Source organism: Flavobacterium aquidurense, assembly GCF_031458035.1.
Taxonomy (GTDB): domain Bacteria; phylum Bacteroidota; class Bacteroidia; order Flavobacteriales; family Flavobacteriaceae; genus Flavobacterium; species Flavobacterium aquidurense_C.
Map to the genome: position 1 here is coordinate 22,044 of NZ_JAVDXR010000005.1, position 13,702 is coordinate 35,745.

The 13,702-nt window shown below is 34.2% G+C and carries 12 protein-coding genes and 1 tRNA gene; 9 read left to right on the forward strand and 4 right to left on the reverse strand.

Going from position 1 to position 13,702, the window contains the following annotated elements; all coding sequences use genetic code 11:
* Nucleotides 1–15: 15 nt before the first annotated feature.
* From J2X17_RS09355 to ribD, 3 genes are all read right to left on the reverse strand, one after another.
* Nucleotides 16–648: an IMPACT family protein gene (locus J2X17_RS09355; protein ID WP_310296829.1), complete on the reverse strand. Its 633-nt coding sequence runs from the start codon at nucleotides 646–648 to the stop codon at nucleotides 16–18.
* A 203-nt stretch (nucleotides 649–851) separates the two neighbouring features.
* Nucleotides 852–1,454 (reverse strand): HAD family hydrolase, encoded by a 603-nt coding sequence (locus J2X17_RS09360; RefSeq protein WP_310296831.1) that lies wholly within the window; start codon nucleotides 1,452–1,454, stop codon nucleotides 852–854.
* Nucleotides 1,447–2,496, reverse strand: coding sequence for a bifunctional diaminohydroxyphosphoribosylaminopyrimidine deaminase/5-amino-6-(5-phosphoribosylamino)uracil reductase RibD (ribD, locus tag J2X17_RS09365; RefSeq protein WP_310296832.1), 1,050 nt, complete (start codon nucleotides 2,494–2,496; stop codon nucleotides 1,447–1,449). The genes J2X17_RS09360 and ribD overlap by 8 nt, the downstream gene beginning before the upstream one ends.
* 108 nt (nucleotides 2,497–2,604) lie before the next feature.
* On the opposite strand from ribD, the gene J2X17_RS09370 reads away from it, so the two are divergent.
* On the forward strand, nucleotides 2,605–3,090 hold the full coding sequence (locus tag J2X17_RS09370; RefSeq protein ID WP_310296834.1) for a GNAT family N-acetyltransferase: 486 nt from the start codon (nucleotides 2,605–2,607) through the stop codon (nucleotides 3,088–3,090).
* A gap of 89 nt (nucleotides 3,091–3,179) precedes the next feature.
* Nucleotides 3,180–4,034 carry a peptide chain release factor N(5)-glutamine methyltransferase gene (gene prmC / locus J2X17_RS09375; protein ID WP_310296836.1) on the forward strand — a complete coding sequence of 285 codons (855 nt, stop codon included), beginning with the start codon at nucleotides 3,180–3,182 and terminating at the stop codon, nucleotides 4,032–4,034.
* Nucleotides 4,035–4,158: 124 nt separating this feature from the next.
* Here prmC and J2X17_RS09380 read toward each other — a convergent pair whose 3' ends face one another.
* A complete protein-coding gene (locus tag J2X17_RS09380; RefSeq protein WP_310296839.1) occupies nucleotides 4,159–5,403 on the reverse strand; it encodes an ABC transporter permease in 1,245 nt (414 codons plus the stop codon).
* A gap of 239 nt (nucleotides 5,404–5,642) precedes the next feature.
* Between J2X17_RS09380 and hisS the strand changes: the two genes are divergently transcribed.
* The 7 genes from hisS (at nucleotide 5,643) to J2X17_RS09415 (ending at nucleotide 13,585) form a co-directional block, all read left to right on the forward strand.
* Nucleotides 5,643–7,070: a histidine--tRNA ligase gene (hisS, locus tag J2X17_RS09385; protein ID WP_310296841.1), complete on the forward strand. Its 1,428-nt coding sequence runs from the start codon at nucleotides 5,643–5,645 to the stop codon at nucleotides 7,068–7,070.
* Nucleotides 7,071–7,358: 288 nt separating this feature from the next.
* A tRNA-Trp gene (locus tag J2X17_RS09390) sits at nucleotides 7,359–7,429 on the forward strand.
* Between the two features lie 469 nt (nucleotides 7,430–7,898).
* Entirely contained in the window at nucleotides 7,899–8,477 is a 579-nt protein-coding gene (locus J2X17_RS09395; RefSeq protein ID WP_310296843.1) for a nucleotide exchange factor GrpE, read from the forward strand.
* Between the two features lie 78 nt (nucleotides 8,478–8,555).
* Nucleotides 8,556–9,665, forward strand: a complete 1,110-nt coding sequence (dnaJ, locus tag J2X17_RS09400; protein ID WP_310296845.1) for a molecular chaperone DnaJ — start codon at nucleotides 8,556–8,558, stop codon at nucleotides 9,663–9,665.
* Between the two features lie 162 nt (nucleotides 9,666–9,827).
* Entirely contained in the window at nucleotides 9,828–10,757 is a 930-nt protein-coding gene (locus J2X17_RS09405) for an ABC transporter ATP-binding protein (protein ID WP_310296847.1), read from the forward strand.
* Between the two features lie 78 nt (nucleotides 10,758–10,835).
* Nucleotides 10,836–12,152, forward strand: a complete 1,317-nt coding sequence (locus J2X17_RS09410; RefSeq protein WP_310296849.1) for an ABC transporter permease — start codon at nucleotides 10,836–10,838, stop codon at nucleotides 12,150–12,152.
* Nucleotides 12,153–12,421: 269 nt separating this feature from the next.
* Nucleotides 12,422–13,585: a sigma-54-dependent transcriptional regulator gene (locus J2X17_RS09415; RefSeq protein ID WP_310296851.1), complete on the forward strand. Its 1,164-nt coding sequence runs from the start codon at nucleotides 12,422–12,424 to the stop codon at nucleotides 13,583–13,585.
* Nucleotides 13,586–13,702 lie beyond the last annotated feature (117 nt).

Consider the following 13,702-nt stretch of genomic DNA (forward strand, 5'->3'; position numbering starts at 1 on the left):
TGTTTTTATATTAATTTATATAATTTTGATGTCAATTTCGAACATTAAATCAAAAATGCCGAATACCATTTCGGCATTTTTTTTTCGGGTTTTTGTGATTATTTTTCCAATTGGCAGTCCGGAATCTGCATCGATTTCCATTTCCTGAGAAACAATTTCGAGTTTTTTTTCTTTGATCACGCGCATTACTTTATTCATGTTTTTGTAATCAAAAGAGATTAAAAAATGTTCGTCGATTGTTTTTTCGACAATTTCACAAACATCAAGCGTCATTTGTGCTGTAGTTTTATAAGCTGCTATTAATCCACCAACACCTAATTTGACTCCGCCAAAAATTCGGACGACAACTATCAAAACATTGGTTAGTCCAAATGATTGTATTTGTCCATAAATTGGCGCACCGGCAGTATTACTTGGTTCGCCATCATCATTGGCACGATACGAGATTTTTGGCGCTGTACCTAATTGATAGGCATAACAATAGTGCACCGCATGCGGATGAAGTTTTTTTAAGTTTTCAATGATGGGTTTTACTGCTTCTTCATTTTCTATAGGAAAAGCATATCCGAAGAATTTGCTTCCTTTTTCCTTAAAAAGAATTTCTTCAGACTCAAAAGCAATGGTTTGATACGTGTCGTTATATTCCAAAAGTAAATTTCTAATTATGGTTATTGTTTTTTAGCCACAGATTAAAGATTATTTAACCGTAACTAAATTTTTTACGCAGATTTAAAAAGATTTAAGCTGATCTACGCTGATTATAATTAAAATTAAAATCAGCTCAAATCTGCAGAATCTGCGAGAAAAAAATCATTTTAAACTGTGCAATCTGTGGCAAAAAGTTGCAGGGACTAAATTATTTTCTTCTCAAATAAGTCGACGACATCTTCCTGACCCACTTGTAAATTCCATACATGGAAACCTAAAACTGCAGCTGAATCAGTGTTTTCCTTTTTGTCATCGATAAATAAAGTGCGTTTTGGCGACAACTCATGTTTCTTGATTAAGTATTGAAAAACATCGGCGTTTGGTTTTCGCATTCCGATTTCAAATGAAAAATAAACTTTTTCAAAACATTGGTAAAAATCACTGTAAAATGAAATCCCGCTTTTGTTTTCGAAGGTTTCAATATGAATAGAGTCGGTATTACTCAATAAAAATAATCGGTATTTTTTTGAAAGCATTTGCAAAAATTCCAGACGATACAAAGGGAAATCTGCCAAAATAGCATTCCAGGCTTCCAGAATTTCTTCTGTTGTAGCATTTGGCAATTCTTTTTGGAAGCCTCCTATAAATTCTTCGTGACTTATATCGCCGGTTTCAAACAAAAGATTAAGGCGGTCTAATTCTGAACTCCATTCCGTCATGCCTAATTTTTGCAATCCCGAAATGGTAGCTTGTTTATCTAAATTGATAAAAATATCTCCAAAGTCAAAAATTATAGTATCAATCATGATTTCTAATGTATATTAATTCATCGTTTTTGATGGAAGTCTTAGTTGTGTTTTTCTTTACTAAACTTGGTGCTCTTGTACCTTTTTCAAAAGAAGTTTCTCCGACAAAAATACGAGCTTCGTCCCAAATGTTTAAATCTATAAAAGATTGTAAAGTTTGTAATCCGCCTTCGATAATAATAGACTGTATTTGTTTTTGGTGCAAAACAGTCAGAATTTGTGGTATTGTATTTTGATTAAAATCGATTACTTCAAAGGTAGTGTTTTCTGTCGAAATGTTATTTTCAGATTTTGTAAATACAATTGTTTTAACGCTGTCATCAAAAATAAAACTGTCTTTCGAAATTCTGTTATTCTGATCTAAAACAACTCTCACAGGATTATTTCCGGACCAGTCACGGGCATTTAATTTCGGATTGTCATCTATTACGGTTTGTGTTCCTACGAGTATTGCCTGTTCTTCAGTTCGCCATTTATGAACCAATTGCCTTGAATATTGATTGGTAATCCAAACTGGTTTTCTTTCCTGATTAATCTCTTTTACAGGAGCTAAAAATCCGTCCTGACTTTCGGCCCACTTTAATATAATATAAGGTCTCGTTTTATTGTGAAAAGTAAAAAAGCGTTTATTCAGTTCGTAACATTCATCTTCTAAAACACCAATTGTAACATTTGCTCCGGCTTCAATCAGTTTTTTAATTCCTTTTCCGGCCACTTTTTCGTTAGGATCTACAGTTCCAACCACGACATTCGGAATTTCATTTGCAATAATCAAATCACAGCAGGGCGGCGTTTTGCCAAAATGACTGCAAGGTTCTAAACTCACATAAATAGTCGCTTTTTTTAATAATGATTTGTCTTTTACAGATCGAATTGCATTGACCTCGGCATGTGGTTCTCCAGCTTTTTTGTGCCAGCCTTCGCCAATAATTTGTCCATTATAAACAATTACGCTGCCAACCATTGGATTTGGATATGTGGTTCCAAAGCCATTTTGAGCCAGTTCAATGCAGCGTTTTATGTATTTCTCATGTATATTCACACTGCAAAAGTAGTTATTTTTGAGTTTCGTCCTGATAGTTATTAGGATTGTTGGGAACTATCGAAAAAGTATTTTTACTTTTGTAGTAAAAAATAAGATTTACAGAATATGGAAAATTGGCTTATCCGAAAGATCAAAAAAGAAGATAATGAGGCGGTTGCGAAATTAATTCGATCGGTTTTTGATGAAATGAATATTCCGAAAGTTGGAACTGCTTATGAAGATCCATATTTAGATTTGATGTTTGAAGAATATAACAAACCAAAATCTGTGTATTTCGTAGTTGAAAATGAAGGCAATATTGTTGGCAGTTGCGGAATTGCGCCTTTAGAAAATGGCGATCCGGCGATTTGTGAATTGCAAAAGATGTACTTCCTGCCTGAAACCCGTGGTTTAGGAATTGGCAGTAAAATGATGGAAGAATGTTTGCAACAAGCCAGAGAATTTGGTTTCGAAAAATGTTATATTGAAACAATGCCTTTTATGCACGCAGCTCAAAAATTGTATAAAAAATCAGGTTTCGAATATTTAGATGCTCCAATGGGGTGCACTGGTCATAGTTCATGCCCTGTTTGGATGTTGAAAGTTTTATAGACCTAATTGATTTGCAATAAAATATATTTTTCAATATTTATTTGGAAGAAAATTGGCTTTCGCCGAAAAATAATACTCAAAGACCCGAAATGAAAATCAAACAATACCGCACACAGTTTATAAAAGAATTATCGCCTTTTTACGATGCGTACGAAGCGGAAAGTTTTTTCTATTTAATTTTAGAAGACAAGCATAAACTTCGACAAATTGATTTGGCTTTGAATCATGAATTGAATTTTTCGGAAAATGATTTTATTGTGTGGGAATCATTGTTGAGCCAATTAAAAAAGGAAATTCCGATTCAGTATTTACTTGGGAAAACAAGCTTTTACGGTTTGGATTTTGAAGTAAATGAAAATGTTTTGATTCCAAGACCAGAAACAGAAGAATTGGTTGAATGGATTGTAAATGAAAATGGAAAAGCTGATAAAACAAAAAAAATAAAGATTTTAGATATCGGAACGGGAAGTGGATGCATTGCAATTTCGTTGGCCAAAAATCTTCCAAATGCTGAAGTCTTTGCTATAGACGTCTCTAAAAAAGCAATTGAAACGGCAAAAAGAAACGCTATAAATAATAATGTTGATGTTGCTTTTGTCTTGTTGGATATTTTAAAAACCGAAGAATTGCAATGTAATTTTGATATTATTGTTTCGAATCCGCCTTATGTTCGCAATTTAGAGAAAGAAGAAATCAAGAAGAATGTTTTGGAGTATGAACCTCATTTAGCACTTTTTGTGGAGGATAATGATGCTCTGATTTTTTATAGAAAAATTGCAGCACTGGCACAAAAAAATCTATTGGGAAACGGACAATTGTTTTTTGAAATCAATCAGTATTTAGGTCGGGAAACTAAAGATTTATTATTGAAAATGAATTTTAAAAACGTCGAATTACGAAAAGACATTTACGATAACGACAGAATGATGAAAGGGAATGTTTAGTTTACAGTCTCGGTCTCAGTCTTTAAGTACTAGACTACTCTTTGCCAGAGTTTTAATCTTTGTTAAAAATTTCCCTTAGTTTTTCACAATACAGTGACTGTAAACTGCGACTGTAAACTGAAAACTATTCGTAACGTAAAGCCTCAATAGGATCTAATTGTGATGCCTTTATGGCAGGATATAATCCTGAAACAATGGCAACCATAAAACTGGTTGCAAAAGCTGCAAAAATAGCCATCCACGGAATAACAAACGCAAAGCTCATTGCGGCGGCAAATGCAAAACCAATCAAAATCCCTAATACAATACCGACCATACCTCCAATTTGTCCAATCAATAAAGTTTCGATAAAAAACTGAACTGATATGGTGATTTTTGTTGCGCCCAATGCTTTACGTACACCAATTTCGCGGGTACGCTCTGTAACCGAAACAATCATAATGTTCATTAACGCAATTGATGAACCAAGAATCGTAATAATACTTATAATCCAGGATGCCCAGCCTAAATACTTCGTAATTCCAAGAATTCGGTTGATCAGATCGTCACTTCGGCCAATACCAAAATTATTATCACGAACCGGGCTCAATTTACGAACGCGTCGCATGGTGCTTGTGGCGTTGTCAACAGCTTCGTCTAAAAGTTCTTTTTTGGAAACCATTACACTCATCGTATAATTAATGTTTGGAGCAGTAAATAAAGAACGTGCTACCTGAATCGGAATCAAAACACGTAAATCCTGACTGTTTCCAAACGTTGATCCTTTTTCTTTTAAAACACCAATAATTTTAAAACGGGCACCACGAATCGAGATTATTTTATCAATTGGATTGATGTCTTTTAGTAAACCTTTTTCAAAATCAGAACCTACAATACAAGAATAGGTGTTGTTGTCAATGTCAAATTGATTGAAAGAACGGCCTAAATTTATTTCTAAACCTGAGTTGCCTATAAAATGTTCGTCTACGCCAAGAACTTTAATTTCCGGATCTGTTTTTTGGTCTAAATATTTAACTTCTGCAGATGATGTTGCTGTAAAGGATAGTGAAGTTTCAGTAAATGGGTATTTGTATTTGTTTTTGAAGGCAACAGCTTCAGGATAGGAAATAATAGGATTTATGATTTCGCGTTCATTTCCGCCACGGTTCTTAACGTTATTCTCGTATTGGTTGATGTTGAAAGTGTTAGCTCCCATAGAAGCAAAATTGGTCGAAACTGTATTTTCGAGTGCAGTAACGACTGTAAGGATTCCAACAAGTGCCGTAATCCCGATTGCGATGATTAATACGGTAAGAATGGTTCGCAATAATTGTGTTTTGATAGAACCAAAAGCAATTCGGATATTTTCTTTAAATAATTTTAGCATCATGACCAATTTGTCACGAAAATACGTTTTTTGTTACAAGTTTGTTTTCGAACTGCCAATATTTATTTTAAAAAATAAGATATTTGCAGACTTATTTAAGTCGAAAGTTGGAAAGTCATAAAGTCGAAAGTCCAAAGAGCGAACAATCTAAAAGAAAATCTAGAAATAAATTAATTTTAAAGTTTTTAGATTTTAGGTCTCAAAGAAATCTAAAATCTAAAATCTAAAATACCTAAAAAAAGATGGCTTCAAAACCAAGTATACCACAAGGAACAAGAGATTTTTCGCCTGCAGAGGTGTCAAAACGTCAATATATTATTCAGACGATAAAAAATAATTTTGAGAAATTTGGTTTTCAGCCGATTGAAACTCCGTCGTTTGAAAATTCAGATACCTTAATGGGGAAATACGGAGAAGAAGGCGATCGTTTGATTTTTAAAATATTAAACTCAGGTAATTTTTTCTTCAATAAAAATAAAATTGAACTACCGGAATCTATAGAATCATTGCAAGTTAATTCGGCAGAAACAATTGATTTGAATCAAAGAATTGAGCTGAATAAATTTACCGGAAAAATTTCAGAAAAAGCACTTCGTTACGATTTGACAGTTCCGTTCGCAAGATATGTTGTACAGCACCAAAACGAAATTGAATTTCCGTTTAAAAGATACCAGATTCAACCGGTTTGGAGAGCTGACAGACCGCAAAGAGGGCGTTACAGAGAATTTTATCAATGTGATGCCGATGTTGTTGGTTCAAAATCATTGTGGCAGGAAGTAGAATTGGTTCAATTGTACGATACTGTTTTTACTTCTTTAGGTTTAGAAGGTGTTACTGTCAAAATCAACAACAGAAAAATATTATCCGGAATTGCTGAAGTAATTGGTGCTTCGGATAAGTTAATTGATTTTACGGTTGCTCTTGACAAACTGGATAAAATTGGCGAAGACGGCGTTAAAAAAGAAATGATCGAAAAAGGAATTTCTGAAGAAGCTTTGGTTAAAGTACAGCCGCTTTTTAGTTTCACAGGAACTTTTTCAGATAAAATCAGTCAGCTTTCAGGTTTATTGGCTTCTTCCGAAGAAGGAATGAAAGGAGTCGAGGAGCTGAAATTTATATGTGACAATGTGGCAACTTTAGGATTGTCGACAGCAACATTAGATTTGGATGTGACTTTGGCTCGTGGATTAAATTATTACACAGGGGCTATTTTTGAAGTTGCGGCCCCAAAAACAGTTTCGATGGGTTCTATCGGAGGCGGAGGAAGATACGATGATTTGACTGGAATTTTTGGTTTGAAAAACATGAGCGGTGTTGGAATTTCTTTTGGACTTGACCGAATTTATTTGGTTTTGGAAGAATTACAATTGTTCCCTGAAACAGTAGCGGCAACATCAAAAGCGTTGTTTATTAATTACGGAGATGCGGAGGCTTTGTACGCTTCGCAGGCAATTCAGAAATTGAGAAAAGAAAACATAAAAGTGGAATTGTATCCGGACAATGTAAAAGTTGGGAAACAGTTTCAGTATGCAGATAAACGTTTGATTCCGTTTGCAGTAATTGCAGGCGATCAGGAAATTGCTTCGAATTCTTACTCACTTAAAAATTTAGTGACAGGAGAACAGGTTTCAGTTGATTTCGAAGGATTAAAAAATGCTTTGTTGTCATAATTGAATGGTAAAGTGTTTTGTCACAGATTAAAAGGATTATTTAGATTTTTGTTTCACGCAGATCTTGCAGATTCAAGCAGATTTAATTTGATTGTTATGTAAATAAATCTGCATTAATCTGCCTAAATCTTTTTTAAAATCTGCGTGAAATAAAAAATTATAGGTTAACTGTTTGAAGCAAAGGTTTTTGCTTCGGATCGCTCAGATTTAAAGGATTTCCTTTTAAAATCTCTGCTTGAAATAGTTGCTGGAGAAGAAAAAAAACTTTTAATTTGCCCACCTTAAGTTACGGGCGTAGTTCAAGGGTAGAATAGCGGTCTCCAAAACCGTTGATGGGGGTTCGAATCCCTCCGCCCGTGCAATCTATCAATTTTTTTACCGCAAAGACGCAAAAGATTTTATCTAAGAATACTTTAAAAAGCGTAAGTTCGCAAAGCTAAATCGATACAAAGCTTTGCGAACTTTGCCTTTTTATAAAAGTTACAAGAAAAAAAACTTAGCGAACTTTGCGGTAAATTTTTTCTCAAAAAGCATAAAAAAAAGCTTCGCCTAAATTGCAGACGAAGCTTTTTTTAATATAAGGTAAACTTGAATTAATAATTATTTATAAAGCCGAGGCTAACCCTTAAATTCAATTTTGATAGGTAATAATTTAGTTTCCAATTTGGATTCCAAATATACTATAAACTATAACGTAATAGTCTTAAAATTATACTAAATTTTATTGTGTGATTTTAATTTTTTAAAAGTCTCATTTTTAATAAAGTGACAATTTGACATTTTAAAAGATTTGGCAGTACTTTTGCAATCCAACAGAAAGAATAAAAAATGAAGTTTAAAGATATTTTTAAAAATAAAAGTAATATGACTACGGAAAATACAGAGTTCGATCAGGAATTAGATGATGTAACGTTAGAAAACAACGCCAACGGTGAGCAATTAATTGTTGAAGAATTAAGTGTTGAAGAGCAATTGGCTCAAGACTTGGCAAAAGAAAAAGATAAATTTTTAAGATTATTTGCCGAATTTGAAAATTACAAAAAAAGAACTTCAAAAGAACGTATCGATTTGTTTAAAACGGCAAATCAAGAAGTGTTGTTAGCAATGCTTCCTGTTTTGGATGATTTTGACAGAGCGACTTTAGAGATCAACAAGTCTGAAGATGAGAATTTGAAAAAAGGAGTTGAATTGATTCACGAAAAACTGAAAAGCACTTTGGTAGCTAAAGGTTTAGAGCAAGTTGAAGTTAGAGCAGGTGATGCTTTTAACGCTGACTTTGCTGAAGCAATTACTCAAATTCCTGCGCCTTCTGACAAATTGAAAGGTAAAATTGTTGACGTTATTGAAAAAGGATACAAATTAGGAGACAAAATTATTCGTTTCCCTAAAGTGGTTATTGGAAACTAAAAAATGCAAATAAAATTCTAAGTACCAATTTTTAAGTTTTGGAATTTGGGATTTGTAGTTTGGAATTTAAACCTAATTATGAAAAAAGATTTTTACGAAATACTAGGCATTTCAAAAAATGCTGATGCTGCCGAAATAAAAAAAGCTTACCGAAAAAGTGCGTTGAAATATCACCCGGATAAAAATCCAGGCGACAAAGAGGCAGAAGAAAACTTTAAACTTGCGGCAGAAGCTTATGAAGTTTTGAGCGATCCGAATAAAAAAGCGAAATACGATCAGTACGGACATCAGGCATTTGATGGTTCTGGCGGATTTGGCGGTGGTCACGGTGGTATGAATATGGATGACATTTTCAGTCAGTTTGGTGACATTTTTGGTGGAGGATTTGGCGGTTTCGGTGGAGGCGGAGGCGGTCCTCGTCGCGCTAAAGGAAGCAATCTTCGAATTAAAGTGAAACTGACTTTAGAAGAAATTGCAAATGGAGTTGAGAAAAAAGTAAAAGTAAAACGCAAAGTTCAGGCAAAAGGCGTAACGTACAAAACGTGTTCGACTTGTAATGGTCAGGGGCAGGTAATGCGTGTAACCAACACTATTTTAGGAAGAATGCAATCTGCATCAACTTGTCCTACTTGTGGTGGTTCTGGACAAATTTTAGATAAAAGACCTTCTGAAGCAGATGCTCAGGGTATGATTCTGGAAGATGAAACTGTTTCTATCAAAATTCCTGCGGGAGTTGTTGACGGAATGCAGTTAAAAGTTTCTAATAAAGGAAATGATGCTCCAGGAAATAGTGTTCCAGGTGATTTAATTGTTGCCATTGAAGAATTAGAACACGAATTTTTGAAACGTGAAGGTGAAAATATTCACTTTGATTTATACATTAGTTTCCCGGAAGCTGTTTTAGGTGTTTCTAAAGACATCGAAGCAATCAACGGAAAAGTTCGTATTAAGCTGGAAGAAGGAATTCAATCTGGAAAAATCCTAAGATTAAAAGGAAAAGGTATTCCAAGTATTAACGGTTACGGAAGCGGTGATTTATTGGTTCATGTAAACGTTTGGACACCAAAAACATTGAATAAAGAGCAGAAACAATTTTTTGAAAATGCTTTAAACGACGAACATTTTGTTCCGAGTCCGGAAAAATCAGAAAAATCATTTTTTGAGAAAGTAAAAGATATGTTTTCATAAACTAAACTTTTTTAGAAATGTTCAAATAAATATAAAACCCATTCTAACATAAATTTAGGATGGGTTTTTTGTGTATTAGTACTTAGATTCAATGCGAATTATTTACTTTTACAGGCGCAAAGCCACAATAGTCAAATTGACGCTGAAAATCTAAAAAATCGCATGAGCAACTTACTCGAAGTACATAAAGTCGTAAAGCAATACGGTGATTATGTAGCGCTTAACGAAGTTTCATTAAATGTGCCAAAAGGCAGTATTTACGGATTATTAGGTCCGAATGGAGCTGGAAAAACTTCCCTTATCCGTATCATCAATCAAATTACTTTGCCGGACAGCGGTGAGGTTATTTTAGATGGTGAAAAATTACAGCCTAAACATGTGCAGTCTATTGGTTATTTACCGGAAGAAAGAGGATTGTATACTTCAATGAAAGTTGGCGAGCAGTGTTTGTATCTGGCGCAGATGAAAGGACTTTCTAAAGCTGAAGCCAAAGTTCAATTGGAATATTGGTTTGACCGTTTAGGAATTCAGGGTTGGTGGAATAAAAAAGTTCAGGAACTTTCTAAAGGAATGGCACAGAAAATTCAATTTGTCGTTTGTGTACTTCATAAACCGAAATTGCTGATTTTTGATGAGCCTTTTTCTGGATTCGATCCTGTAAATGCAAATGTGATAAAAGACGAAATTTTAGCATTAAAAGAACAAGGTGCAACCATTATTTTTTCGACTCACCGTATGGAAAGTGTGGAAGAACTTTGTGACCATATTGCTTTAATTCATAAATCGAATAAATTAATTGAAGGAAAACTAAGCGATGTAAAACGTCAGTTTAAAACCAATAGTTTTGAGGTTGGAATCCTGACAAGCAATGTTGAAGGTTTGATGTATGACATTACACAGAAGTTTACAGTTTCTCCGGCCAATTTCAAATCATTAAATGATGATCTGAAATTGAACATTCAAATTGGAGATGCTGCTCCAAATGAATTATTACATATTTTAACGCAACGAGGGCAGGTAACGCATTTTGTAGAAAAAATTCCAAGTGTAAACGATATTTTTATTCAAACAGTTACCGAGAACAAAAATTAAAATTCCAAAAATTAAATTCCAAATTCCAATTTTAACGTTTTTAAAATTGGAATTTGGAATTTGAAAATTAAAATATTTATGAGCATCATTTCGCTGATTATAAAAAGAGAATTTATTGCAAAAGTGCGCAATAAGTCTTTTGTTGTCATGACTTTTTTGAGTCCGCTTTTGTTTGTGGCAATTGCTGTTTTTATTGGGTATTTGAGTTCGATGAAAGCAGAAACCAAACGAATTGCGATTCACGACGAAACTGGTTTGTTTGCGGATGATTTTGTAAAACAGAACAAAAAAGAATCAGAATATAAATACCTGAATTTGTCTGAAATCGACACGAAATCTTTGAAAGACAGTATTGCCAAAGAAGATTTTAGTGGTTTAATTGTAATTCCGAAAACTGCTAACTTAAAAGATTTAGAAAGTAAAGTTGAATTTATTTCGAATAATAGTCCGAGTATTTCTTTTATTGAAAACACACAGGATATAATTGCCGGGAAAATCACAAAGCTAAATTTGGAAAAAGCTAAATTAGATACGCTTGCGATTCAGAAAGCTCAGGCGGAAGTTAATATTCATTTGGCGAAAGCTTCCGGAGAAGAAAGTTTAAAAGGACTGAACGAAATAAAAATCGGAATTGGTGGCGCATTTGGTTACTTGATTATGATGTTCATTATCATTTACGGAAATATGGTCATGCGAAGTGTGATCGAAGAAAAAACAAACCGAATTATCGAAATCATTATTTCATCGGTAAAACCATTTCAATTAATGATTGGTAAAATTGTTGGAACCTCGCTTGCAGGAATATTACAATTTATGATTTGGGCGATAATTGGCCTTGGATTAATGTTTGCAGCTTCGGCATTTTTTGGCGTAAATGTAGGGCCAACAGCCAGAATTTCACCTGAATTAATGCAAACGGCACAACATGAAATGTCTGGAACAGCACAAATGTATATCAGTGAATTATGGAATTTACCAATTGCAAGTATTATCATTGGTTTTGTGGTTTATTTCATCGGTGGTTACTTTTTGTACAGTTCATTTTATGCCGCAATTGGAGCAGCAGTCGACAATCAAACCGATTCGCAACAATTTCTTTTACCTATTATTATGCCGCTTATTTTAAGCGTTTACATAGGATTTTTTACCGTAGTAAATGATCCACACGGAACCATTGCGGTTGTATTTTCAATGATTCCCTTAACGTCGCCAATTGTCATGTTAATGCGTATTCCGTTTGGCGTGCCGTGGTGGCAAATAGTAATTTCGGTATCATTATTGTTTGCTACTTTTTTCCTTGTAGTATGGTTCGCCGCAAAAATTTACCGCGTAGGTATTTTGATGTACGGCAAAAAACCAACATGGAAGGAATTGTATAGATGGCTGAAATATTAGTTTGTAATAGCTACAAAGTTTCAGAGGTTCAAAGGTACAAAGGTTTTTTCGAACACACTTTTGTATTTTAGAGCAAAAATTTTAGCAAAAATTAATTAAAAGACGTAGTTTCAAAAGTTTATGGCGACAAAGATTTAAACTTTGTGCCTCTGTCCCTTTGCAACTTTGAACCTCAAAAAATAATAAATAACGTAGTTGCAAAAGTATATGGTAACAAAGATTTTAACCTTTGTACCTTTGAACCTTTGCAACTTTGAACCTCAAAAAGAATGAGTAAAATACTAATTATTGAAGACGAAGCAGCGATCAGACGCGTTTTGGTAAAGATTTTATCAGAAGAAAATGATACCTATCAGGTTGATGAAGCGGAAGATGGTGCTGTGGGTCTTGACAAAATAAAAAACAACGATTACGATTTGGTTTTATGTGATATCAAAATGCCAAAAATGGATGGTGTTGAAGTTTTAGAAGCAGTAAAAAAGATAAAACCGGAGATTCCGATGGTGATGATTTCTGGTCATGGCGATATGGAAACGGCGATTCACACGATGCGTTTGGGAGCTTTTGATTATATCTCAAAACCGCCAGATTTAAATCGTTTATTGAATACGGTTCGTAACGCTTTGGATAAAAAACAACTCGTAGTTGAGAATAAAATCTTAAAGAAAAAAGTCAGTAAAAACTACGAAATGGTAGGGGAGAGCGATGCTATCAGTCATATTAAATTGATGATTGATAAAGTTGCCCAAACTGAGGCACGAGTTTTAATCACTGGTCCAAACGGAACTGGAAAAGAATTAGTAGCACATCAATTACATGAAAAAAGTGAGCGTGCTAATTTTCCTTTAATCGAAGTAAACTGTGCGGCAATTCCGAGTGAATTGATTGAAAGTGAATTGTTTGGTCACGTAAAAGGTGCTTTTACATCGGCAGTGAAAGATCGTGCCGGAAAGTTTGAAGCAGCTGACAAAGGGACTATTTTCTTAGACGAAATTGGTGATATGAGCCTCTCGGCGCAAGCCAAAGTATTACGTGCTTTACAAGAGAGCATGATTACAAGAGTGGGTGCTGAAAAAGATATTAAAGTTGATGTTCGCGTCGTTGCAGCGACCAATAAAGATTTAAAAACAGAAATTGCAGAAGGTCGTTTCCGTGAAGATTTATACCATCGTTTGGCTGTGATTTTAATTAAAGTGCCGCCATTGAATGAAAGACGTGATGATATTCCGGCTTTAATAAGACACTTTGCAGAGAAAATTGCCTCGGAACAGGGAAATGTTGTTAAAGTATTTTCGCAGCCAGCCATAAAATTATTACAGGAATACGATTGGACAGGAAATATCCGTGAACTTCGAAATGTAGTCGAAAGATTAATTATTTTAGGAGGAACAGAAATTTCTGAAACCGATGTGAAAATGTTTGCAAGCAAGTAGGTGCTTCATACGCAATAGGCTTTAGGCAATAAGCTTTAAGCTATTAGCGATGAAGAATTTTTGCCTATAGCTTATTGCTTAAAGCTTATTGCATTTTAAAATACAAATAATTTTTAG

Bases quoted from the DNA above. Each gene is read 5' to 3' on its own strand.
- J2X17_RS09360 (WP_310296831.1), bottom strand. From the start codon at position 1,454: ATGATTGATACTATAATTTTTGACTTTGGAGATATTTTTATCAATTTA.
- J2X17_RS09370 (WP_310296834.1), top strand. From the start codon at position 2,605: ATGGAAAATTGGCTTATCCGAAAGATCAAAAAAGAAGATAATGAGGCG.
- prmC (WP_310296836.1), top strand. From the start codon at position 3,180: ATGAAAATCAAACAATACCGCACACAGTTTATAAAAGAATTATCGCCT.
- J2X17_RS09380 (WP_310296839.1), bottom strand. From the start codon at position 5,403: ATGATGCTAAAATTATTTAAAGAAAATATCCGAATTGCTTTTGGTTCT.
- hisS (WP_310296841.1), top strand. From the start codon at position 5,643: ATGGCTTCAAAACCAAGTATACCACAAGGAACAAGAGATTTTTCGCCT.
- J2X17_RS09395 (WP_310296843.1), top strand. From the start codon at position 7,899: ATGAAGTTTAAAGATATTTTTAAAAATAAAAGTAATATGACTACGGAA.
- dnaJ (WP_310296845.1), top strand. From the start codon at position 8,556: ATGAAAAAAGATTTTTACGAAATACTAGGCATTTCAAAAAATGCTGAT.
- J2X17_RS09405 (WP_310296847.1), top strand. From the start codon at position 9,828: ATGAGCAACTTACTCGAAGTACATAAAGTCGTAAAGCAATACGGTGAT.
- J2X17_RS09410 (WP_310296849.1), top strand. From the start codon at position 10,836: ATGAGCATCATTTCGCTGATTATAAAAAGAGAATTTATTGCAAAAGTG.
- J2X17_RS09415 (WP_310296851.1), top strand. From the start codon at position 12,422: ATGAGTAAAATACTAATTATTGAAGACGAAGCAGCGATCAGACGCGTT.